Raw genomic sequence first — 22442 nt, forward strand, 5'->3', positions numbered from 1 at the left:
CGGCCCCGGTGCGGGGGCCGTCGTTCAGCAGGCGGGCGCCTGTCTCGGCAGGGTGATGCGCAGCACGGCGCCGCCGCCTTCGCCATTCTTCAGTTCGAGCGTGCCGCCCAGGAAGCGGGCGCGTTCGCGCAGCAGGCGCAGGCCGTGGCAGCTGGTCGATTCCAGCATCCTCGCGCCCGGCGGCAGGCCGGCGCCGTTGTCGCGCACGGTCAGCATGACCTGCTCGCCATCGTCGTCCAGGATCACGTCCACCTCGGTGGCGCGCGCGTGGGTGGCGACGTTGCGCAAGCCTTCTTCCACGCAGCGCAGCAGCACCACGCCCTGGGTGCGGCTGTAGTTGCCGTCTTCGTCCGGCAGGCTGGCGCGCGCCTTGATGCCGTGCGCGGAGCCGTAGCCCTGGACCAGTTCCGACAGCGCCGCCTTCAGGCCCAGGAACTCGAGCTTGTCGTTCCACAGCTCGAGCTGCATCTTGCGATTGGTCTCGATGATGTTCGTGAGCAGCTGCTTCATCTGGGCGCTGCGGTCGCGCATCGCTTGGTTGTCGGCAGGGATGTGCTGGCTCAGCAGGGCCAGGTGCATGGTCAGCGCCGTCATCGAGGAGCCCAGGCTGTCGTGCAGCTGGCGTGCGAGCAGCCGGCGCTCCTCGTCCCAGCAGGCGGCGAGGTATCCCAGCATCTCGGTCAGGTCGGCGGTACGCTGCGCGACGAGTGCATCGTGTGATGCGTTCGCCACGGCGGATTGCGGAAGGGCCGGTTCGGTCATCGTAGGCTCGTCAAAATGTTTCCCAAAATAATACAACACTCCGTCGCCTGGCGGCGCGCAGACACGAGAAACCTTCGGAACGCCGGCAGCGGCCAACGTGCGCTCCCGAACATACTGTCGCGCTGAATCAGGCCAAGCTGGAGGGGTGGAGCACTGCCACTTTACTAACACAACGGGGGTATACCAAATGACGACAGCAACCGCACCGCAGGACGCCATCACGCTGCTGACCGCGCAGCACGAGGAAGCACGCGCCATGTTCGAGCAATTCGAGAACATGACCGACCGCGCCAAGGTCAGCAAGAAGAAGCTCGCCGACAAGATCTGCAACGCGCTGATCATGCACACGACCATCGAGGAAGAAATCCTGTATCCGGCGATCCGCGAGGCCACCAAGGAGACCGAAGAGCTGGTGGACGAGGCCGTCGTGGAGCACGCATCGGCCAAGGACCTGATCGCCCAGATCCAGGAAATGGACCCGGGCGACGACCTGTACGACGCCAAGGTCAAGGTGCTCGGTGAAATGGTCGAGCACCACGTCGAGGAAGAAGAGAAAGAAATGTTCCCGAAGATGCGCGAGCTCAAGCTCGACCTGGAAGCGCTGGGGCAGGAGCTGGCTGCGCGGGCGGCGGAGCTGCAGTAATGCGGTGAACGGATAGGCGACACCACGCAGCCCGGTCCAAGGCCCGGGCTGTTGTCCTAGGCGACGTCGGCCCGCTGCATGCTGGCCGGCGCCAGCGCCTCCAGCAGCTGTTCCATGCTGACCGGCTTGACCAGGTGCTGGTCGAAGCCCGCTTCCAGCACGCGGCGCTGGTCTTCTGCCAGCCCGTAGCCGGTGAGGGCGATCAGGCGGATGCCGCTGGTCGCCGGATCGCGGCGCAGGCGGCGCGCCACCTCGTAGCCGTCGATCCCCGGCAGGCCGATGTCCACCAGTGCGGCAGCCGGCCGGCCGGCCAGTGCCGCGGCGACGCCCTGCAGCCCGTCGGCCGCCTGCGCGACAGGGAAGCCGTAGGCCGCCAGCATCGTGGCCATCATCTCGCGGCCGTCCTCATTGTCTTCGATGAGCAGCACCGACGGCTTGCCGGTGTTGTCGCCGTGCGTTTCCTGCGCCGGCTGGGGCGGGGTCAGCGCTTCGGTACGCGGCAGGCGGATCGTGAAGGTACTGCCGCTGCCGCTGCCGTCGCTGTGGGCGCTGACGCTGCCGCCATGCAGTTCCACCAGGCGGCGCACCAGCGACAGGCCGATGCCGAGGCCGCCCTGCGAACGGTCGATCGAAATCGCGCCCTGGACGAACACATCGAATACGTGCGGCAGCAGCTCGGCCGGGATGCCGACGCCGGTATCACGTATGGTCAGCACCACGTCGTCGCCGGCGTGGGACAGGTTGATGTCGATGTTGCCCCCCGCCGGGGTGTACTTGATCGCATTGTCGAGCAGGTTCGAGGTGATCTGCTCGAGGCGGGTCGGATCGCCGTCCACCCACCCCGGGGAAAGGTCGACGCTGAAGCGGTAGCCCGCGGTGCGGCCGGTGGCGCGGAAGGTTTCCAGGCAACCGGACACCAGGTTGGCCAGGTCGATCGGCTTGCGTGCCAACAGGATCTTGCCGGACATCGCACGCGACAGGTCGAGCAGGTCGTCGACGATGCGCGACAAGTGCTGGCTCTGGCGCTGGATGATCTGCTTGGCGCGGCCGATGGTGTCGCCGTTCGCGCCCGGCAGGCCGATCAGCGACGACGCGCTGCTGATGGCCGACAGCGGATTACGCAGTTCGTGCCCGAGCATGGCGAGGAATTCGTCCTTGGCGTGGCTCTTGCGCTCGGCATCGCGGCGTTCTTCCATCTCGCGCACCAGGCGGCGGTTGGTGGCGGTCAGCTCGGTGGTGCGCTGCGACAGCTTTTCGGCCTGGCGCTTGAGCTGTTTGTTCTTCATCGCCAGCGCCACGAACACGGACACCTTGGCGTGCAGGATCTGCGGAATCACCGGGGTGAACAGGAAGTCGGCGGCGCCGCGCTGGTAAGCCTTCAGGCGGTCGATCTCGTCGGCCAGGAAGGCGGTGACAAAGATGATCGGGATGTCGGCCGAGCGCGCGCGCTGGTGGATCGCTTCGGCGGTCTCGAAGCCGTCCATGCCGGGCATGTTGACGTCGAGCAGGATCACTGCGAAATCGTGCAGCAGCACCTGGCGCAGGGCTTCCTGCCCCGAGCGGGCCGAGTGCACGGTGTAGTTGCTTTCGTCCGCCCATTGGTCGAGCAAGCTCGTCAGCGCTAGCAAGCTGGCAGCATCGTCGTTAACGACCAGAATCTTCGGTTTGTCAGTGTGTGCCACGATGTTGTGCGGTGTCATCGCCAAGAGGACGCGTCTACGGAAGCGAAGAGACCGGAGCCAATTGTTACGTTGAAGAAAATCACTGTAATAACGCGGAATGATATCACGGGCCAATTAAGTGCAAAGAAGCAAAAATCAATTGTGTGCATCTACGATGTACGGTGCCGCACATACGCCGGACAGGGGCATGTGCGATAGTGGAACCGTCCAGTTCAACCGTATCCATGGAGGACGGGGCTGCCTACATGAAAGGACGCACAATGAATATCGACACCATCGTAAATCAACAATTCCACGGCAAGTCGTTCGGCGAGCTGGTGAACGCACCGCTGACCGCCCTGAGCGGTATCGGCGACAAGGAAGCGGCTGCCTTCGCTTCGCTGGGCGTGCAGACCATCGGCGACCTGGCCAACCTGAAAGTGGTGAACTATGCCATGGCCATCAAGGCGCTCGCCGGCTGCGAAGGCAGCTCGAGCAAGGAAGAGGCCGAGGAAACCCTGCTCGACGAGGGCGTGGAGATGACTTTCCCGGCCAGCGACCCGGTCGCCGTCCAGTCCAGCATTACCCGCATCGAAGTGGCGCCGGACAAGGTCGACGCAAGGCGCGACCACCAGCACGCCCAGGCCATCGAGGAGCACAACCGGGAAGTGCTCGGGAACGCCGCGCTGGGCACTGGGTATCTGCAGAAAGACGACGGCGGGAACCGCTGAGGAGCAGGTTTTCTCTTCCTGAAGTCAGGCCACGGGCGGCGCGAGCTGCTTGTGGCCTGATTTGCTTGAGGGGCAGGTTCGGCGCCGTCTGATAAAGCCTCGATCCAGATGAACTTGCAGCCGCTTTACACGCAGTCAGACAGACCTGGCGCAGCGGCGAAACTCTGCTTCTGTCCGGAATAACGGCGTTTGCAGCACGTCGGAACGGCGATGCGCAGTGACGCAACACGATTCTGGGCAAAGGCCGGAATCGGGGCGCTGTGCAGCACGCAGATCAGCGGTGCGGCGCCATTTCCACCGCTGGCGCAGCCACGGCCGGCATCTTGCCCGAGGCCTGGCGGTTGGCCGCCGGCGAGCAGAAGCGGTTCTTGCCCGCGCGCTTGGCTTCGTACAGGGCGTAGTCGGCGATATTGATCAGGGCGTCCACCGTCTCGGCGTCGTCCGGGTAGATGCTGATGCCGATCGAGGTCGACAGGCGCAGCGTGAGGTCGTTGATGAAGTAGGGTTCGGAGAGCGCTTCCACCAGCTTGGCGGCGGGGCCCTGGGCGTCGGCCAGGCAGTGGATATCCCCCAGCACGACCATGAACTTGTCGCCGCCCAGGCGCGCCACCGTGTCTTCCTTGCGCGAGCTCGCGAGCAGGCGTTGCGAGACCATCTTGAGGATATCGTCGCCGTAGGCGTGGCCGTAGGTGTCGTTGATCGCCTTGAAGCCGTCCAGGTCCAGGTACATGATGGCAGCCTTGGAATGGCTGCGGTTGGCGTGCTGCAGGGCCGTTTCGATGCGGTCTTCCAGCAGGCGGCGGTTCGGCAGGCCGGTGAGGGCGTCGTGCAGCGCCAGTTCCTGCTGGGCGCGGCTGTACTGGGCCAGCTCCTTGTAGAGCAGGCGCACTTCGAGCATGTTATGGATGCGCTTGTGCACTTCCAGCAGGTCGAACGGTTTGCTGATGAAGTCGCGCGCACCCGCTTCCAGCGCCGCGATCTTGAAGCTCGGCTGGGCCGTGAGCGCCAGCACCGGCAGGTAGCCGCCCTGTTCGATTTCCTTCAGGCCTTTCATGACCTGGAAGCCGTTCAAGCCCGGCATCTGCAGGTCGAGCAGGATCAGGTCGTAGTTGTGCTCGCGGTGCAGCGGGCAGACCTGTTCCGGCAGCATCGTCGAACTGACGCAGGTGTAGCCTTCCTCGCGCAATATCTCTTCCATGAGTTCGATATTGTCGGGCGAGTCGTCCACCACCAGAATCTTCGCGTTCAAAATGTCTTGTCTGCTCGGCATGCTTGTTCTCTTCTACTCAGTCGGGACGCCGTTCCATTTCCATTTGGAATGGACACATCCCATCTCTTCATAGTCTAGCAAAGCCTACAAAATTTCTTGTAGGACAGCGCCGCGTGTCCGGGTAGGAGCATCAACGACCATGCCCGCGCACACTTCCAGTCGTCAAGGGCGTGGCCGGCGCCGTCACCGACGCCACGCTGGCGATCAGTTCGCTCGGCTCGACCGGCTTCGAGATATGGGCTGAAAATCCGGCTTCCAGCGCCTTCAGGCGGTCTTCCGACCGGGCAAACGCGGTCAGTGCGATGGCCGGCACCTGTCCGCCGGCCTCGCGCGGCAACGCCCGTACCCAGCCGATCAGCTCGAAACCGTCCACCTCAGGCATGCCGAGGTCGCTGATCAGGATGTCGGGACGGTTCTCGCGCAGGGCATCGAAGGCTTCGCGCGCGCTGGCGGCGATGCGCACCCGGGCATGGCAATCGGTCAGGATGCGGGCGATCAGCTCGCGCGCGTCGCGGTCGTCGTCCACCACCAGTACCGTCAGTCCGCCCAGGTCGCGTACGGCGATCTCGGGCGCATCGGGACCATGCGACGGCCGCGGGACCGGAGCCGGCGCCGCCGTCGACACGGCACGGCCGGGCCGGACACTGCCCGCGGGCGCCTCGGCCAGCGGCAGTTCGATGGTGAAGCTGGCGCCCAGGCCTTCGCCCGGGCTCTCGGCGCGCACCGTCCCGCCGTGCTGCTCGACCAGGTGCTTGACGATCGACAGGCCGAGCCCGAGGCCGCCGTGGCGGCGTGTCATCGATGCGTCTTCCTGGCGGAAGCGCTCGAAGACGTGGGTGATGAATTCAGGGCGGATGCCGGCGCCGTTGTCGCGCACCGTGATCGCCACGGTGCGGCCGGCGGCCGTGTCGCGCTGCGCCACGTCGACTGCCACGGTGCCGTCGCGCGGCGTGAACTTGATCGCGTTCGACAGCAGGTTCCAGATCACCTGCTGCAGGCGGCCGGGGTCGCCGGCCACGAGCAGGCCCGGCTCGCCGTAGTGTTTCTCTATCGCGATATGCTTGGCATCCGCGGCCGGGCGCACGGTCTCGACCGCGGCATCGATGAAGGAGGCGGGGGAGACCACCTGCATGTCGAGCAGCACCTTGCCCGAGGTGATGCGGCTCATGTCGAGCAGGTCCTCGATCAGCTGTGCCTGGGCGCGCGCATTGCGTTCGATCGTCTGCAGGCCGCGATGGAGGTCGGCGCCGTCGCGGCTGCCGCGGCGCAGCACCTGCGACCATCCGAGGATGGCCGACAGCGGGGTGCGCAGCTCGTGCGACAGGGTAGCGAGGAACTCGTCCTTCATCTGGCTGCTGCGCTCGGCTTCGGCGCGCGCGGCGCGCTCGTTCTCGAGCAGCAGCTTGCGTTCCTCGGCGGCGCGGCTGCTGGCTTCGTACAGGCGGATATTGTCGAGGGCGATGGCCGCCTGGGAGGCGATGCCGCGGACGATGCGTTCGCTGCGCTCGGTAAAGACCCCGGGCTCGGGATGGCCGAAGAACATGGTGCCCAGCAGCTCGCCGGCGCGTGCCACCACCGGCACCGCCATGTAGCTGCGCAGCGCGGGCACGCCCGTGGCCGGGCCGGCCACGCCGAAGCGCGGCGTGGCGGCGTGGCGCGGGTCCTGTGCGATATCGTCCAGCCGCACCAGGGTGGATGCGCGCAATGCCGGGCCGAACAGCTCGGCGGCGCGCGCTGCATCGATGCGCTCGAAGTCGGCCGAGGCGCCGCCCGGCGACGTGGTCATCGAGAACAGCGTACCGTCGCCGTCACCGTGCTCGCCCTGGCCGACATGGTAGAAGGCGCCGAAGCGCGCGCCGCTCACGCCGGTGGCGGCCTGGGTGGCGGCGTGCAGCAGCGAGCGCAGGTCGCGCGTCGAGGCCAGGACGTTGCCGCTGTTGTTGAGCAGCTCCAGCACGTACGACTCTTCGCGCAGCGCCTGTTCCGTGCGCTTGACCTGGTCGACGTCGGTATTGGTGCCGAACCAGCGCACCACGCGGCCCGCGCCGTCGCGCACCGCGCTCACGCGCGTCAGGTGCCAGCGGAAGCGCCCGTCGGCGCCGCGCAGCGGGAATTCCATCTCGAACGGCTCGCCGCTGCGGATGCACTCGCCCCAGCGCGCGCTCACTTCCTGCAGCGAACCGGGTTCGACCACGTCCTGCCAGGCGTAGCCCACGCTGTCCTCCGGCGTGCGGCCGGTGTAGGCATACCAGCGGTCGTTGAACCAGAGGATGGCGCCGTCGGTGCCGGCCATCCAGGCCAGCTGCGGAATGGTGTTGGCCAGCGCGCGCAGCAGTTCCTCGCTCTGGCGCAGGGTATCCTCGGCGCTTTTCCTGCTGGTGATGTCCTGCACCACGCCGGTCATCCCGACCAGGGTTTCCTGGCCCTTGCGCTCGGCATAGTCGGGACGGCCGACCATGGCGACCCAGCGCGCGCCGCCGTCGCCGCCGTCGCCGGTGCCGACCCGGCATTCGATGTTCAGGTCGGCGCGCGCCTCGAATGCCTTGAGCACGGCGCGCCGCACCTGGATGCGGTGCTCCGGGTGCAGGCGCCCGCGCAACTGCGGCCACGGCAGCGGGGTATCGGCGGGCAGCCCGAGGATGCCGGCCGCGCGCGGGCCGAGCAGCACCCGGTCGAGCCCGGCATCCCAGCGCCAGTCGCCCAGGCGGCCGGCGGCCAGCGCCACCTGCAGCCGGTTGTTGTTCTCGGCCATCGCCTGCTGGTCCAGCTTGCGCCGGGTGATGTCCTGGAAGTAGAGCGTCAGCCCGTCCGGCGACGGGTGCAGGCGCATCTCCAGCCAGCACTGCAGGCGCTCGTAATAGAACTCGCGCACCACGGTTTCGCGCTGGTCCATGGCGCGCCGGCAGTCCTGCGCCACCGAGGTACCGTGCAGGTCCTCGAACTCATCCCACAGGCTGCGCCCCAGCAGGCCGGCGCGGCTCTTGTCGAGCGGCGCGATCATCGCGAGCGCGCGTCCGTTGATATAGGTGATGCGCCAGTCGCGGTCGACCGCGCAGAAGCCGTCCGAGAGGCTTTCGAGCATGTTTTCCATGCGCTCGCTGGCGCGGCGCAGCGCGTCCTGGGCCGCCAGCAGTTCTTCCTCGGCGCGCTGGCGCGCGGCCAGCACGCTCTGCGCGTTGCGCAGCGCGGCCGAGCGCATCATCTCGAGTTCGTGCTCGTCGCTCATGCCGCCCGCTCCAGGATGCCCGCCGCCAGCCGCGTGCCGTCGACGCGGGCGCGGATCTTGGCGAACGCGGCGGCGCGGCTGATGCTGGTATCGTCGTAGAAGGGCGCAAAGCCGGCATCGTCGGTGGTGCCGAGGCGCGCCGGCCCCAGGTAGCTTGCCGCCAGCAGCACCCGGTCGCGAACCTCGTCCGCCGTCTCGATGGCGGGCGCGTACGGGTCGGTCACGCCGACGAACACGCGCTGGTCCGGGTGCGCATAGTCGCGCACGATGCGCAGTACGCGCCCGGGGTCGGGCTGCCCGGCCATTGCGACATAGAAGCTGCCGGCGCGGATTTCGAACAGGGCGGGCAGCAGTTCCGCATAGTCGACCTGCGCTGCGCCGGTGCCGTGCACGTCGAAGGGCGAGACATGTACGCCGATCTGCGCGCGTTCGGTTGCCGAAAAGCGGCGCAGCGCCAGGTTGTTGAGGTGGACGAAGCTCGCCAGGAGGGCGCCGCTCGGGTCGAGGCGCATCGCCAGCGGCCCTTCGGCGAAGTCGATCTGCACCTTGCAGGCGCCGGCCTCCAGGCAGCGGCGGATCTCGGTCTCGTGCTCGCGCACGAGGTCGTCGAGGAATTGCTCGCGCGGATAGCCTTCGATGCCGTCGGGCGGGTAGAGCAGCGACAGCGCCGAAGGCGAGATGATGGCCTGCTTGAGCGGCAGCGTGGCGTGGCGGCGGGCCGCGCGCAGGAAGCCGTCGGCATAACGCTGGTAACGGAAAGGGCCGTGGGTCAGGCGCGGCATCCGGTGGCAGGCGCCGCCGGCGTCCGGCATGCCCACCGGGATCCGGAAGCCGTCGGGCACCGTGTTGGCGGCCCCGTGGACCGGATAGCTCCAGAAATTATCCAGCTTGCCCTGTTCGCCATCGCTGATGACGGCAGAACCGGTGGCCTCGAACGCGGCCACGGTGGCACGTACCGCTTCGTCGAGCAGCGGCGCGAGCTCGCCCCCGCCGGGGTTCGACGCAGCGGCGCGCACGGCTGCGATCAGCTCGGGCGGGCGGGGAATGCTGCCGATCGGTTCAGTTGGAATCATCATCGAAGGCCAGGTTCCGGACGCTCAGGGCCGCGCGGGCGCACCTCGTCCAATGCGGTCCATTGTAGCGCAGCCCGGACGAGCCGGCAGGGCGGGCAGGCGCCGCGGGTGGTCCGGACCACGCACCGGAGCGCTCACCCGCGCGGCGCCGGCTGGCGCGCCACTTTCGCCAGGGCGTCCTGGAGCTGGTCCAGCTCGTAGGGCTTCTGCAGCGAGAGGTAAGGGAAATCGAGGTGGCGCAGCAGCGTGTCGCCGTAGCCGGAGGCGAAGATCACCTTCAGCGCCGGATTGGCGCCGACCGCCTGGCGCGCCAGGTCGACGCCCGACATGCCCGGCAGGCTGACGTCCGAGAACAGCACGTCGTAGCGCTGGCGGCCCAGCAGGTCGAGCGCGTCGTTCGGGTGGGCCACGCCGTCGGCCTCATGGCCGAAGGCCTTGAGCATCTCGCACACCAGGTACTGGGAATCGATGTTGTCCTCGACCACCAGGATGCGCAGGCTGCCGTCGCCGGCGTCCGGTTCCGCCGCGGCGGCGGCCGGGGCCGGCGGCGCCAGCAGGACGTGGACGCCGCCCACGCCACCGCCCCCGTCTGTCACCGGGGTGAGCCAGAGGTCGCAACGGTGTTCCAGCGGCCCGTCGGCGCGGCGGAACGTGAGCGCTGCTTCCGCGACCCGGCCCGGCTGCCCGGCCCAGGCCTGCTGCAGCGCGGCGCCGGCCGCCGACAGCGGCGGCGGCAGCACCGACGGCACCGAGCCGCCGGGCACGCGGCCGGCGCCGAGGCCGGCCATGCCGGCGTAGGCTTCGTTAAAGACGAGGATGGTTTCGCGCCCCCAGACCAGCAGTCCGGGCAGGGGAGAATTGAGCAGCAGGTCGGCGGCCGTGCGCAGCGGGGCAGGCCAGCGCGCCGGCTCGCCCAGTGCGCTGGTGGACCAATCATAGGCGGCGACGGAGCGCGGGGACAAGACGTGGTCAGGCATGGGCGAAGTGTTGTAGGAACGAAAACATGCCGGCAATCCTACACCAAACGGCGTTCTTTCGGTATTTCGATCCGTGCGCCCGGCCATGCCACAGTGGAGCGCAGGCAAAAAAAAGCCCGCTTCGTGGGAAGCGGGCTGAATCTATTTCCTTGGAGGAGAATAGAGGAGACAGGAAGCATGATGCTGCAACGCGTCAAATTCGTCCAATTTATATTTCCAATGTCCGTTATCAAGAATATTAATGGCGCGCCTTGTCAAGTCGGCGTCGCATTCCCGCGACGAGAAGCGCACGCGACTCGCGCACGCTTGGTGCTGCGCAGGAAATGTTCTAGGATGGCAACTATGTCAAAACCTTCCCTGCTTGCCTGCGTCTGTGCGGCACTGAGTTTGCTGCCAGCCGGTCCGGGGCAGGCCGCCGTGCGCGCCGCCGCTTCGTCCGCCGAAGCGGCAGTGGCGGATCCTTCGCTCGCGGATTATTCGCTCGAGCAGTTGTCCGATATCGTGGTCACTTCCGTATCGCGCCAGCCGGGCCGCCTCGGCAGCGCGCCGGCATCGCTGTATGTGATCAGCGGCGCCGAGATCGTGCGCGCCGGCGCCACCACGATCCCCGAAGCCCTGCGGCTGGCGCCCAACCTCCAGGTAGCCCTGGCCGGCGCCCAGGAGTACGCGGTGAGCGCGCGCGGATTTTCCTCGCAGCTGGCCAACAAGCTACTGGTGCTGGTCGACGGCCGCAGTGTGTACTCTCCGCTGTTTTCCGGTGTGTACTGGGAAGCGCAGGACGTGGCGCTGGCCGACATCGAGCGCATCGAGGTGATCAGCGGCCCCGGCGGCACGATCTGGGGCACCAATGCCGTCAACGGCGTCATCAACATCATCACGCGCAGCGCTGCCGACACGCAGGGCGGCCTGGCGCTCGTCCATGCCGGCAACCGCTATGCCGGCGCGACCGTCCGCTACGGCACGCGGCTGCCCAACGGCGCCCACCTGCGCGTCCATGGCAAGCGCGACGATGCCGACGGCGCGCCCGGCGAGCGCCCGCAGAGCCGCGGCGGCGGCGTCGGCCGGCGCCAGCTCGGTTTCCGGCTCGACTGGGAGGGTGGGGACCGGGCGCTGACCGTCAGCGGCGACGTGCTCGACGGCGCCTTGCGCGCTTCCCGGGAGCCGCGCACCGATTTCTCCGGCGGCAACCTGCTGGCGCGGTTCGACGCACGACTCGCCGGCGGCGCCGACCTGCGCCTGCAGGCCTATGTCGACCATACCGGGCGCGAGCAGCACGGCGTCGGCAAATACTCCCTGGACACGGTCGATCTCGAAGCGCAGGTCGGCCAGCGCCTGGGCGAACGCCACAACCTCACCTGGGGCGGCGGCTACCGCCATGGGCGCGACCGCTTCGTCAACGGGCCGGTGCTGCAGTTCGCGCCGAGCCGTCGCACGCTGCGCTGGACGAATGTGTTCGCACAGGACGAATTCAGCATCCTGCCTTCGCTGCGCGCGACCGCCGGCCTGCGCCTGGAGCACAACGACTACACCGGGCTGGAACTGCTGCCCAGCCTGCGCATGGCCTGGGATGCCGCGCCCGGCGCGATGCTCTGGGCCGCCGCGTCGCGCACCGTGCGTGCCCCGGCACGCATCGACCGCGATCTGCTGCTGGTCGATCCTGCGTCCGGCCCGGGCCAGGCAGGCCGGCGCGTGCTGATCGCCGGCGGGCCCGACATGCAGTCGGAGACCGCGCGCGTGCTGGAGCTGGGCTGGCGCGCGCAGGCCGCCGCCGGCCTGTCGTATTCGGCCACCTTGTTCTACAGCGACTACGCCCGGCTGCGCACGCTCGAGCTGCAGCCCGCCGGGGCGCCAGCGTTCGGCAACCTGGGCACGGGCCGCGTGCGCGGGGTCGAACTGTGGGGCAGCTGGCAGGCCACGCGCGGCTGGCGCCTCTCGGCCGGGGCGGTCGTCCAGGATATCGAGACCGGCAGCGAGCCATCCAGCACCGACCTCTCGGCCCGCACCGGCCTGGCGACCAACGATCCGCGCAGCTACTGGACGCTGCGCTCTTCGCATGACATCCTGCCCGGCCTGAACGCCGACCTGCTGCTGCGGCGCGTCGCCCGGCTGCCGCAGCCGGCGGTACCGGGCTATCATGAGCTTGACGCGCGGATCGCGTGGCAGGTGCGCCCCGATGTCGAATTGGCCCTGACCGGCCGTAACCTATTGCATGCGCGCCACCCCGAGTTCGGGGCGGCCGACGTGCGCCAACTGGCCGAACGCAGTGTATTCGCCAGCGCCGCACTGCGTTTTTGACCGATGATGACGATGACCACACCCCCTTCCGACCGTCTGCGGCGCCGCCTGGTGTGCCGGGCGCTCGCTTTGCCGCTGTTGCTGACGGCCGCGGGAAGCGCGCCGCGCGCCCTGGCCCAGGGCGCCCCGGCGCTCGAGCGCCGGGTCAAGGCGGCCTTCCTGTACAAATTCCTGGGCTATGCCGAATTCCCGCCGCATGCCTTTGCCGATGCGACAGGGCCGCTGACCATCGCGGTGGTGGGCTCGGACGACATGGCCGCCGAGCTGGCGCGCATTGCGGCCGGCCGCACCGTCGCCGGCCGCCCGATCGTCGTGCGCCTCGTGCGCGAGCACGAGGTGCCGCCGGTGCACCTGCTGTTCGTGGCCGGCCCCGACGGCGAGCGTGCCGGCCGCGTGCTGCGCGCCGCGCCGGGGGCGCTGCTTACCGTGACGGAATGCGATGGCGGGCTGCGTTACGGAAGCGTGATCAATTTCCGCATCGTCGACGAGCGCGTGCGTTTCGACGTGTCGCTCGATGCCGCCGAAAAGAAGAACGTGAAGCTCAGCTCGCGCCTGCTGACGGTCGCGCACTCCGTGCAGAAGGGAGGCGCGTGATGAGCATGCACGATACCGGTTCCGTACGCAGCAAACTGATCCTGATGGCAGTGGCGACCACGATCGTCGCACTGGTGTCGGCGGCCGTCGCCATGCTGGTGGTGGACGTGCGCACCTTCCAGAAAGTCTGGGTCGACGACCTGACGACCCAGGCGGACATCATTGCCAACGTGACGGCGCCGGCGGTGTCGTTCAACGACGCCGCCGCCGCCACCCGCGACCTGACGGTGCTGCGGGTGCGGCCGCAGATCGTCGCGGGCGCGATCTACACCAACAGCGGCGAGCGTTTTGCCGCCTGGGCCCGGCCGGGGGCGGAAGGCCGTTTCCCGGCGCGGCCGGAAGCGGCCGGCTACCGCATCGAACGCGGCGAGCTGGTCGTGTTCCGGCCGATCCTGGAGAACGGCGAGCCGCTCGGCACCGTCTACCTGCGTTCGCGCTACGGCCTGCTCGATCGCGTGCTCAGCTATGGCGCCATCCTCGGCGGGGTGATGCTCGGCGCACTGGTGATCGCGGCCCTGGTCGCCTCGCGCCTGCAGGCATCGATCACGCGTCCGCTGGAAGCGGTGACCAACGTCGCGCGCCAGGTGATGCTGCGGCGCGATTTCACGCTGCGGGTGCCTGGCAACGACAAGGGCGAGATCGGGGTGCTGGTCGAAGCCTTCAACGACATGCTCGCCGAGATCGGGCGCCGCTCCGACGCCCTGCAGGCGGCCAACCGTACGCTCGAACACGAAATGACGGTGCGCGAGCGCGCCGAGCAGGCGCTGATCGTGGCGGACCGCCGCAAGGACGAATTCCTGGCGACGCTGGCGCACGAACTGCGCAACCCGCTGGCGCCGATCCGTACCGGCCTCGACATCCTGCGCATCCGTAGCGGCGACGCCCAGGCGACCCAGCGCGCCACCGACATCATGGAGCGCCAGCTGCGCCAGATGGTGCGCCTGGTGGACGACCTGCTGGACGTCTCGCGCATCAATACCGGCAAGTTCACCATCAAGATGGGGCGGGTGGAGCTGAAGGCGGTCGTCAACGACGCGCTGGAGGTGGTGCGTTCCTACATCGAACTGCATGGCCACGAGCTGGTCATCGACCTGCCGGATCGCCCGGTCTTCCTGCACGGGGACGCCACGCGCCTGGCCCAGATCCTGTCGAACCTCCTGAACAACGCCGCCAAGTACACCAACCGGGGCGGGCGCGTGAGCCTGTCGGCGAGCGTGGAGGACAAGACGCTGGTGCTGGAAGTGGCCGACAACGGCATCGGGCTGGCGCCGGACATGCTCGACACCGTGTTCGAAATGTTCGTGCAGGTCGATTCCACCCTGGAGCGCAGCGTGGCCGGCCTGGGCGTCGGGCTGTCGCTGGCGCGCAAGCTGGTCGAGCTGCACGGCGGCACGATCGAGGCGCGGAGCGAGGGCCTGGGCCACGGCAGCCGCTTCGTGGTGCGCCTGCCGATCGTGGTCGATCCGGAACCGCTCACCAAGCCGACGCCGGCGGCCTTCATCAGCACCGAGACCTACCGCATCCTGCTGGCGGACGACAACGTCGACTTCGTCAACAGCATCGGGGCACTGCTCACGGCGATGGGGCACAGCGTGGTGATCACGCATAACGGTCCCGATGCGCTGGCTGCGGCCGCGCGCTTCTGTCCGGATTACGCCTTCCTCGACATCGGCCTGCCGCACATGTCGGGCTATGACCTGGCGCGCGGCATCCGCAAGCTGCAGTGCGGCGCGATGACGGTGCTGATCGCCGTCACCGGCTGGGGCCAGGAGAAGGACCGCCAGCTTGCCTTCGAGGCCGGCTTCGACCACCACATGGTCAAGCCTGTGCGCTTCGAACAGATCGAGGAAATCCTGGGCAACCGCGCGCTCATCAAAAAGCTGCGGACCTGAGGGGCGGGCGCCGGCGGCTCCGGTCCACCCCATGGCGCCGGCCGGGCCTTGCGGTTCGACACGCTCGGCCCGGTTCGTACGGACGAAAAAAAACGGAAGCGCTTGCGCGCTTCCGTCGATACTCAAGCCAGGCTGATTATGCCTGCTTGGCCTTGCGGCGGCGTGCCAGGAAGCCCAGGACACCCAGGCCGGCCAGCATCATGCCGTAGGTTTCCGGTTCCGGAACCGGAGCCAGCATCACTGCGCCGCCGAACGAGGCGCCGGCGTCGGACACGAGATTGCCGCTGACGCGCAGGTAGTAGTCACCAGCGGCCAGGTTGTTGGCCGAGATCGACCACACGTCCATCGCGCCGCTCATCTGCGAGGTGCCCGAAGCGATCAGGGTGTCGTTTTCGCCATACAGGGCCAGGCCGGTGATGTCCAGGCCGGTGTCGGCGCTGCCGCTGATCGACGAGATGATGGCATTCAGGTTCATGCCGATGTCGCCGTCAATGGTGAAGGTGAAGCGATCGGCAAAGGTGGCACCTTGGTTGTCAGCGTTGAAGGTGTCGCCGAAGAAGGCGCTGTTGTCGATCAGGTTCAGGGCCTGTGGGGTGTTACCAACCACGTCCTGGGCCATGACAGCCGACGAACCGAACGAAGCGGAAGCCAACACAATTGCAGCAATCAGAGATTTTTTCATTTCTTTCCTCGCATAGAATCAGCCGCGTCCTGCAGCTTGGGTTTCAAGAATCGGGGAACTCCAGAATATCAAAACAGCATGGAAAAGCACGTGGATTCATGATTCGCGTACAACGCAGGCCACACATTCCAAAAGTAAACAAATTTCCGACTGGACATGCTTTAAGGTGTCTCTTCATAGGAGAACTCGTCCTTTAGGGGTTGATGAGCAGCAATCGCTGCCTCAGTTGCCTAAAAAGTGTCAGTTTCGTCCTACGCGAAGAGGAGGGCGTGTCCGGCGCTGAGAGTTTGTGACTTGCCAGCCTTTTATTGAACAAAGAATAATAAATCGTGGGAGATAAGCGAAATTGCTGAGCTGCGCCAACCTGGCCGCCGCACATGTTTGTGCGCGACGTACTGCCAGAGCGGATAAACGCGCGAGAAAAGTAGGGGAGGTGATGCGGAAAAGAAAAATGGCCCAGAATCGCTTCTGAGCCATTTAAGAAAAGTTGGCGCGGCTGGCAGGAATCGAACCCACGACCCCTTGGTTCGTAGCCAAGTACTCTATCCAGCTGAGCTACAGCCGCCCGAGGCACGCATTATAGCAGCACTGGATGAATTGGCAAACCCCCCGATTCGTTGACCCAAGCCCATCCGAACGCGGTCCGGCCAGCCCCGTTGCGAGGTCGGGCGCCAGGTGAGGCGAAGGTGCCCGCGGGGTGGAAAGACCGAATTGCGATGCTGCGGAATGAATGTTCTCAAAGCTGCCTTAGGACCTGCTTAAGTACGGTCCGGGCAGTCTTAGGGGCTCCTTAAGGGCAACTGGCAAGCGCCATGGCTGCGTTACCCCGTCGCGCCCTGCGGGCATACCGTCTACGACGGTGGGTCCTGCCCTGAAGGTCCGAATGGACGCCCTGAGCTGGCCGGCGGGCGAATCGAAGGCGGGATGCAGGCTGGCGGCGGCGACAGATGCCGGGCCGGGGAGAGGATGGAGATGAGGAAGCGGAAATCCAACGAAAAAGGGACCAGATTGTTCAATCTGGTCCCTCATATTCTGGCGCGGCTGGCAGGAATCGAACCCACGACCCCTTGGTTCGTAGCCAAGTACTCTATCCAGCTGAGCTACAGCCGCCCGATGCACGCATTATAGCAGGGGTTCGCGTCTTGGCAAAGTCTCATTGCTCCCTTTGCGTGCCCGGCGCGGCCTGCCGCCCCGGCGCCGCGCCGGTGAAATGTGAGGCGCAACGAAAAAAGGGGCCAGATTGTGCAATCTGGCCCCTCATATTCTGGCGCGGCTGGCAGGAATCGAACCCACGACCCCTTGGTTCGTAGCCAAGTACTCTATCCAGCTGAGCTACAGCCGCCCGAGGCACGCATTATAGCAGGGGTTCGCGTCTTGGCAAAGTCTCACGGCCGTCCTGTCTCCGGCGCGGCGGCGCTGCAGCGCAAGGCGCAACGAAAAAAGGGACCAGATCGTTCAATCTGGTCCCTCATATTCTGGCGCGGCTGGCAGGAATCGAACCCACGACCCCTTGGTTCGTAGCCAAGTACTCTATCCAGCTGAGCTACAGCCGCCCGAGGCACGTATTATAGCAGCGGCTTTTTGTTTCTGGAAGCCTCAATTTTTCCCATCGGCAAAACAAGCTCTGGTAGATTAGCCGGGTTGGATCGAACCTGGACACTTATGCTTGCCTTTCTGCCCGCCCGGCCGGGTCTGCGCCTTGCCCTGATCGCCTTGTTGTCATGGATGGGCGTCGCCGCCGCCTTCGCCGCCCCGGGCAGCCTGCGTTTCGAGCGCCTGTCGGTCGAGCAGGGCCTGTCGCAGCAGTCGGTGATGAGCATCCTGCAGGACCGGCACGGTTTCATGTGGTTCGGCACGCAGGCGGGCCTGAACCGCTTCGACGGCTACCGCCTGACGGTTTACCGCAACGATCCCAAGGACCCGGACAGCCTCCCCGACAATTACGTCACGTCCGCGCACGAAGACGCGCAGGGACGGCTTTGGCTGGGCACCAAGGGCGGCCTCGCGCGCTTCGACCACGCGACCGGCAAATTCATCCGCTATGCGCCGCCGGACCAGGGCGCGCGCGGTGGCCGCAACCGCGGCGTGCAGGCCATCCTGGCGGCACGCGACGGCGGCCTGTGGCTGGCCACCGGAGACGGCTTGCAGCACCTCGACCCCGACTCGGGGCGCTTCCGCCTCTATCGCCATGAACCCGGCAAGCCATCGTCCCTGCGCGACAACCGTGTCAGCGCCCTCGCACTCGACGGCCGGGGCATGTTGTGGATCGGCACCGCAGCCGGCCTGGACCGGCTGGCGCCGGAGTCCGGCCAGTTCGAGCACTTCGACATCGACGACAGCGACATCCAGCGCAATACCGTGCTGGCCCTGTCGATGGGACCGGGCGACACGCTCTGGGTGGGCACCGCGGTCGGGCTGGAGGCGTGGCGCGTCGGCGCGGCAGCGGGGCCGGTCGGGCCGACGCGCCGTCGCATGGACAATACGCACGGCCTGGGCGACGTGCGGGTGATGTCGCTCTACCACGACGGCGGTGGCACCCTGTGGGTGGGCACCGAACTGGATGGGCTGAAGCGGCTCGATCCGGCCGACAGCCGCTTTCTCAGCTACCGTAACGCCCCGGCCGAACAGCACACCCTCTCGGACAACCAGATCAGCGCGGTGCTGGTGGACCGGACCGGCACCCTGTGGGCCGGCACGGTGTACGGGGGCGTCAACCGCACCAACCTGGCCAGCGGCGGCTTCGTGCGCCACGGCGGCGTTGAAGGGCTCGGCCGCGCGAAGGTGCGTGCCATCGCCGAAGACCCGCAGGGAAGGGTGTGGATCGGCACCACCGGAAACGGGCTGCTGCGCATGGAGCGGCCGGGCGGCCGCATCGAGCCGGTGGGCCGCGGCGACGTGCCGGGCGAGATCGTCAGCGCACTGGCGGCCGCGCATGGGCGCCTCTGGATCGGCACCCCGACCGGCCTGCTGTGGCGTGACGAAGATGGACGCTACGGGCGCACGGCGCTCCCCGCCGATGCCGGGGCGAACTACGTGCAGTCCTTGCATGCCGGGCGCAGCGGCAGGCTGTGGATCGCCACGCGCGGCGGCCTGTCGGCGCTGGTCCCCGGCGCGCAAGACGTCCAGAGCTGGCACCACGATCCCGACGATCCGTCGAGCCTGGGCGAGAACTTCGGTTTCGCGGTGCTGGAAGACCGGCGCGGCATCGTCTGGATCGGCACCGAAACCGGACTGGAGCGCTTCGATCCGCGCAGCGGCCGCTTCACGCGCTATCGCCACGACCCCGCCGACCCGCACAGCCTGCGCCACAACCGCATCTACTACCTGATGGAGTCGGCGCGCGGCGAGCTGTGGGTGGGCACGGCCGGCGGCCTGCACCGCATGGAGGATACGGGGGGCGGGACGCGCTTCCGCTTCTATCCGTTCGGGGGCGCGGCCCTGCCGATCGGCGGCGTGCTCGAGGACGACCACGGCCATGTATGGGCCAGCACGACCGACGGCCTCACTCGGGTCGACCCGGCCAGCGGACAGGCCAAGAACTACACTTCGAGGGATGGGCTGGTGGACGGCTCCTACCTGGTCGGTTCTGCGCTGCGGGCACGCGACGGACAGCTGTATTTCGGTGGCATCAGGGGATTGACTTCCTTCCTGCCGCACGTCGTGCGCGACAACCCGCATGCGCCGGTAGTCGCCTTCACCGACTTCCTGGTGATGAACCGCTCGCGCGCCACGCCCGACTTCCACGAGCAGAAGGCTCTCACGCTGTCGCACCGCGATTCGATGTTCGCGCTTGAATTCGCGGCCTTGCATTACGCGGACCCGGACGGCAATCGCTATGCCTATCAACTTGAAGGCTTCGACCAGGACTGGGTGCACACCGATGCGCGCCGCCGTTTTGCGACTTATACCAACCTCGACCCGGGAAGCTATGTGTTCCGGGTCCGCGCCAGCAACAAGGACGGGGTCTGGAGCGAGCAGCCGGCGACGCTGGCGATCACGATCACGCCGCCATTCTGGAAGACCTCGTGGTTTCGCGCCCTGGCCGCACTGGCGACCATGGCACTGTTCACTGTCGGCTACCGCTTGCGAATCCGGGCGCTGGTCGCGCAGAAAACGGCGCTGGAGAGCGAAGTCGGCGCGCGCACCGTCGAGCTGCGGCGCCAGAAGGAGTCGGCCGAACGCCGCAAGCAGGAGGTCGAAGCGCAGAAGGAGGTGGTGGAGCGGGCCCACCGCGACATCGCGCTGCTGTCCGACATCGGCCGCACCCTGACGGCGAACCTGGACACCGACGCCATCCTGCGCACCCTGTACGCGCATGTCCATGCACTGATGGATGCCTCGCTGTTCGCGGTGGTGCTGCGCCATCCGGAGCGCGGCATGCTGGAATACGTGCATGTGGTGGCCGACGGCGCCCGGCGCGAGCCCTTCGAGCTGCCCGAGGACCCCGGAGTCCATCTTGCGGCCTGGGCGATCGCGCAGTCGCGCGAGGTGCTCGCCGGCGACCTGCCGGGGGAGCTCGGACATTACCTGCCGGCGCTGCCCGCGGCGGATGGCGCGGATGCTGCACATGCCGCCGAACAGGCGCTTCCTTGCGCCTGGCGCGCAGGCTTCGCGTCGCGCTCGCTGCTGATGGTGCCCGTGATGGTGGGCGAGCGCGTGCTGGGCGCCGTGACCGTGCAAAGCCGCACTGCCCGCGCCTATGGCCAGGTGCAGCTCGACATGCTGGAGACCTTGTGCGCCTACGTCGGCGTCGCGATCGACAATGCGCAGGCCTACCACCAGCTGAAGGAAACCCAGGCTCAGCTGGCCGCGCAGGAAAGGCTCGCATCGCTCGGCTCGCTGGTGGCGGGCGTCGCCCATGAACTGAACACGCCGATCGGCAACAGCCTCCTGATGGCCAGCACCCTGCAGGAAAAGACCGCCGAAGTCGCCGCGCGTTTCGACGGTGCGACCCTGCGCCGCTCCGACCTGGCCGACTACATGGCGGCTTCGAGCGAAGCGGCCGGTCTCATCGTGCGCAGCCTGCACAACGCCGCCGAACTGGTGAGCAGCTTCCGCCAGGTCTCGGTGGACCAGGCCAGCGCCCAGCGCCGCCGTTTCGAACTGGCGCAGGCCTGCCACGAGATCGTCGCCACCCTCATGAACACGGTGCGCCTGGCCGGGCACCGGCTGGAGCTGCAGGTGCCGGCGGGGATCGTGATGGACGGCTTCCCCGGGCCGCTGGGCCAGGTCGTCATCAATTTCGTCAACAACGCGATGCTGCACGCCTTCGAGGGGCCGGGAGGCACGATGGTGCTGGGTGCGGCGTGCGAGGGCGACACCGTGCGCATCGTATTTCGCGACGACGGCCGCGGCGTCCCGCCGGAGCACCTGGCGCGCATCTTCGATCCCTTCTTCACGACGCGCATGGGACAGGGCGGCACCGGCCTGGGCCTGAACATCACCTGGAACATCGTGACCTCGCTGCTCGGCGGCACGGTGCGGGTCGAAAGCGCGCCGGGGCAGGGCACTGCCTTCGTCCTCGACCTGCCGCTGCGCGCGCCCGATGCGCAGGCGGCAACGCAGCCCGCGCAGGCCTGAGCCGGCGCCCCGCGCGCAAGAGGCTCAGGCGACGAGGTTGCGCGGCTTGCCGGCGGCCCAGGCTTCGATGTTATCGACCAGCATGTCCGCCAGCGTCTGCATCGCGCCGGTGCTGGCCCAGGCCACGTGCGGCGTCAGGATGAAGTTCGGCAGGCGCAGGCGCAGCAGCGGGTTGTTTGGCTCGGGCGGCTCCTTGCTCAGGACGTCGAAGCCGGCGCCGCCGATCGCGCCGGCCTCCAGCACCCGGGCCAGGGCCGCCTCGTCCACCAGGCCGCCGCGCGCGGTGTTGACCAGGAGCGCGCCCGGCTGCATCAGGGCCAGTTCGCGCGCGCCGATCAGGTGGCGCGTCTGCGGGGTCAGCGGCAGGTGCAGGCTGACCACGTCGGAGGTCGCCAGCAGTTGGTCGAGCGGCAGCTGGACCACGCCGTCGTCGCCGATGGGCGAGCGCGAGGTGGCGGCGATCTCCATGCCGAAGGCGCGCCCCAGTTGCGCCACCTTGCGTCCCAGGGTGCCGTAGCCGACGATGCCGAGGCGGCCGCCGGCGAGGTCGCCGATCGGGTGGTCGAGCAGGCAGAAGCGCGAAGACTGCTCCCAGCGGCCCGCTTCCACGTCGGCCATGTAGGCGCGCAGGTTGCGGCGCAGCGCGAGGATCAGCGCGAAGCAGTGTTCCGGCACCGATACCACCGAATAGTCGCGGATGTTCGCGACCGCGATGCCCCGTGCGCGGCAGGCGTCGAGGTCGACATTGTCGGTGCCGGTGGCGGCGATCGCCACCATCTTCAGGTCCGGGAGCCTGGCCAGTGCGGCGGCGCGCAGCGGCACCTTGTTGGTGATGGCCACCGTGGCCCCGGCGAGGCGCTCGACCACCTCGTCCTCGTGTGTGCCCGCGTAGTTCGTCCAGTCGTGTTCGAAGGGGAGTGCGCGCAGCCGGGCCTGCAGGCTGTCGCGGTCGAGGAAGACGATTCGGTGCATGGCGCGCTCCAGGGTCGAAAACGGCATTGTAGACGCCGGAACGACAAAAGACAGGGCGAACCCTGTCTTTTGGATATGGGGGCC

General features: G+C 67.6%; 14 protein-coding genes and 4 tRNA genes. 6 read left to right on the plus strand and 12 right to left on the minus strand.

Translation table 11 applies throughout. The features are described 5' to 3' along the window. Positions 1–24: 24 nt before the first annotated feature. Positions 25–762: a sensor histidine kinase gene (locus tag ACFFJK_RS19355; protein WP_379681302.1), complete on the minus strand. Its 738-nt coding sequence runs from the start codon at positions 760–762 to the stop codon at positions 25–27. A 187-nt stretch (positions 763–949) separates the two neighbouring features. On the opposite strand from ACFFJK_RS19355, the gene ACFFJK_RS19360 reads away from it, so the two are divergent. Continuing rightward, the gene (locus ACFFJK_RS19360) at positions 950–1405 is read left to right on the plus strand and encodes a hemerythrin domain-containing protein (RefSeq protein WP_379681303.1); all 456 of its coding nucleotides are present in this window, start codon (positions 950–952) and stop codon (positions 1403–1405) included. A gap of 56 nt (positions 1406–1461) precedes the next feature. Here the strand turns inward: ACFFJK_RS19360 and ACFFJK_RS19365 are convergent, their stop codons facing one another. Then, on the minus strand, positions 1462–3087 hold the full coding sequence (locus tag ACFFJK_RS19365) for an ATP-binding response regulator (protein WP_379681304.1): 1626 nt from the start codon (positions 3085–3087) through the stop codon (positions 1462–1464). A 260-nt stretch (positions 3088–3347) separates the two neighbouring features. On the opposite strand from ACFFJK_RS19365, the gene ACFFJK_RS19370 reads away from it, so the two are divergent. Beyond that, positions 3348–3797, plus strand: coding sequence for a hypothetical protein (locus ACFFJK_RS19370; RefSeq protein WP_379681306.1), 450 nt, complete (start codon positions 3348–3350; stop codon positions 3795–3797). 274 nt (positions 3798–4071) lie between these two features. On the opposite strand, the gene ACFFJK_RS19375 is transcribed toward ACFFJK_RS19370, so the two are convergent. The 4 genes from ACFFJK_RS19375 to ACFFJK_RS19390 form a co-directional block, all read right to left on the minus strand. Beyond that, positions 4072–5067, minus strand: a complete 996-nt coding sequence (locus ACFFJK_RS19375) for a GGDEF domain-containing response regulator (protein ID WP_379681308.1) — start codon at positions 5065–5067, stop codon at positions 4072–4074. A gap of 130 nt (positions 5068–5197) precedes the next feature. Beyond that, positions 5198–8293, minus strand: coding sequence for a hybrid sensor histidine kinase/response regulator (locus tag ACFFJK_RS19380; RefSeq protein ID WP_379681309.1), 3096 nt, complete (start codon positions 8291–8293; stop codon positions 5198–5200). Then, positions 8290–9369, minus strand: coding sequence for a uroporphyrinogen decarboxylase/cobalamine-independent methonine synthase family protein (locus ACFFJK_RS19385; protein WP_379681310.1), 1080 nt, complete (start codon positions 9367–9369; stop codon positions 8290–8292). Before ACFFJK_RS19385 ends, ACFFJK_RS19380 begins: the two co-directional genes overlap by 4 nt. Positions 9370–9500: 131 nt before the next feature. Next, positions 9501–10343 (minus strand): response regulator, encoded by an 843-nt coding sequence (locus ACFFJK_RS19390; protein WP_379681311.1) that lies wholly within the window; start codon positions 10341–10343, stop codon positions 9501–9503. Positions 10344–10685: 342 nt separating this feature from the next. On the opposite strand from ACFFJK_RS19390, the gene ACFFJK_RS19395 reads away from it, so the two are divergent. Genes ACFFJK_RS19395 through ACFFJK_RS19405 form a run of 3 tightly spaced genes read left to right on the plus strand, consistent with a single transcriptional unit; the run spans position 10686 to position 15124 of the window. After that, entirely contained in the window at positions 10686–12638 is a 1953-nt protein-coding gene (locus ACFFJK_RS19395; RefSeq protein WP_379681313.1) for a TOL_0244 family TonB-dependent receptor, read from the plus strand. A 12-nt stretch (positions 12639–12650) separates the two neighbouring features. Then, positions 12651–13232 (plus strand): TOL_0243 family YfiR-like periplasmic protein, encoded by a 582-nt coding sequence (locus ACFFJK_RS19400; protein WP_379681315.1) that lies wholly within the window; start codon positions 12651–12653, stop codon positions 13230–13232. Then, positions 13232–15124, plus strand: coding sequence for a sensor histidine kinase, YfiR-like protein-associated (locus tag ACFFJK_RS19405; protein WP_379681316.1), 1893 nt, complete (start codon positions 13232–13234; stop codon positions 15122–15124). Before ACFFJK_RS19400 ends, ACFFJK_RS19405 begins: the two co-directional genes overlap by 1 nt. Before the next feature lie 136 nt (positions 15125–15260). On the opposite strand, the gene ACFFJK_RS19410 is transcribed toward ACFFJK_RS19405, so the two are convergent. The 5 genes from ACFFJK_RS19410 to ACFFJK_RS19430 form a co-directional block, all read right to left on the minus strand. Then, positions 15261–15806: an FxDxF family PEP-CTERM protein gene (locus tag ACFFJK_RS19410; protein WP_379681317.1), complete on the minus strand. Its 546-nt coding sequence runs from the start codon at positions 15804–15806 to the stop codon at positions 15261–15263. Between the two features lie 488 nt (positions 15807–16294). Next, positions 16295–16371: transfer RNA gene (locus ACFFJK_RS19415), tRNA-Arg, on the minus strand. Positions 16372–16839: 468 nt separating this feature from the next. Next, a tRNA-Arg gene (locus ACFFJK_RS19420) sits at positions 16840–16916 on the minus strand. Positions 16917–17071: 155 nt separating this feature from the next. Continuing rightward, a tRNA-Arg gene (locus tag ACFFJK_RS19425) sits at positions 17072–17148 on the minus strand. A 134-nt stretch (positions 17149–17282) separates the two neighbouring features. Continuing rightward, positions 17283–17359: transfer RNA gene (locus ACFFJK_RS19430), tRNA-Arg, on the minus strand. 109 nt (positions 17360–17468) lie between these two features. Here ACFFJK_RS19430 and ACFFJK_RS19435 point away from each other — a divergent pair. Then, positions 17469–21386 (plus strand): two-component regulator propeller domain-containing protein, encoded by a 3918-nt coding sequence (locus ACFFJK_RS19435; RefSeq protein ID WP_379681319.1) that lies wholly within the window; start codon positions 17469–17471, stop codon positions 21384–21386. A 24-nt stretch (positions 21387–21410) separates the two neighbouring features. Here ACFFJK_RS19435 and ACFFJK_RS19440 read toward each other — a convergent pair whose 3' ends face one another. Further along, complete coding sequence (locus ACFFJK_RS19440) at positions 21411–22358, minus strand: D-2-hydroxyacid dehydrogenase (protein ID WP_379681320.1); 948 nt, start codon at positions 22356–22358, stop codon at positions 21411–21413. Positions 22359–22442 lie beyond the last annotated feature (84 nt).

It is taken from the genome of Massilia consociata (assembly GCF_042432755.1).
In the GTDB taxonomy this organism is placed as follows: Bacteria; Pseudomonadota; Gammaproteobacteria; order Burkholderiales; family Burkholderiaceae_D; genus Telluria; species Telluria consociata.

Coding starts and splice junctions, on each gene's coding strand:
- ACFFJK_RS19355 (WP_379681302.1), bottom strand. CDS start 762: ATGACCGAACCGGCCCTTCCGCAATCCGCCGTGGCGAACGCATCACAC.
- ACFFJK_RS19360 (WP_379681303.1), top strand. CDS start 950: ATGACGACAGCAACCGCACCGCAGGACGCCATCACGCTGCTGACCGCG.
- ACFFJK_RS19370 (WP_379681306.1), top strand. CDS start 3,348: ATGAATATCGACACCATCGTAAATCAACAATTCCACGGCAAGTCGTTC.
- ACFFJK_RS19375 (WP_379681308.1), bottom strand. CDS start 5,067: ATGCCGAGCAGACAAGACATTTTGAACGCGAAGATTCTGGTGGTGGAC.
- ACFFJK_RS19380 (WP_379681309.1), bottom strand. CDS start 8,293: ATGAGCGACGAGCACGAACTCGAGATGATGCGCTCGGCCGCGCTGCGC.
- ACFFJK_RS19385 (WP_379681310.1), bottom strand. CDS start 9,369: ATGATGATTCCAACTGAACCGATCGGCAGCATTCCCCGCCCGCCCGAG.
- ACFFJK_RS19390 (WP_379681311.1), bottom strand. CDS start 10,343: ATGCCTGACCACGTCTTGTCCCCGCGCTCCGTCGCCGCCTATGATTGG.
- ACFFJK_RS19395 (WP_379681313.1), top strand. CDS start 10,686: ATGTCAAAACCTTCCCTGCTTGCCTGCGTCTGTGCGGCACTGAGTTTG.
- ACFFJK_RS19400 (WP_379681315.1), top strand. CDS start 12,651: ATGACCACACCCCCTTCCGACCGTCTGCGGCGCCGCCTGGTGTGCCGG.
- ACFFJK_RS19405 (WP_379681316.1), top strand. CDS start 13,232: ATGAGCATGCACGATACCGGTTCCGTACGCAGCAAACTGATCCTGATG.
- ACFFJK_RS19410 (WP_379681317.1), bottom strand. CDS start 15,806: ATGAAAAAATCTCTGATTGCTGCAATTGTGTTGGCTTCCGCTTCGTTC.
- ACFFJK_RS19435 (WP_379681319.1), top strand. CDS start 17,469: ATGCTTGCCTTTCTGCCCGCCCGGCCGGGTCTGCGCCTTGCCCTGATC.
- ACFFJK_RS19440 (WP_379681320.1), bottom strand. CDS start 22,358: ATGCACCGAATCGTCTTCCTCGACCGCGACAGCCTGCAGGCCCGGCTG.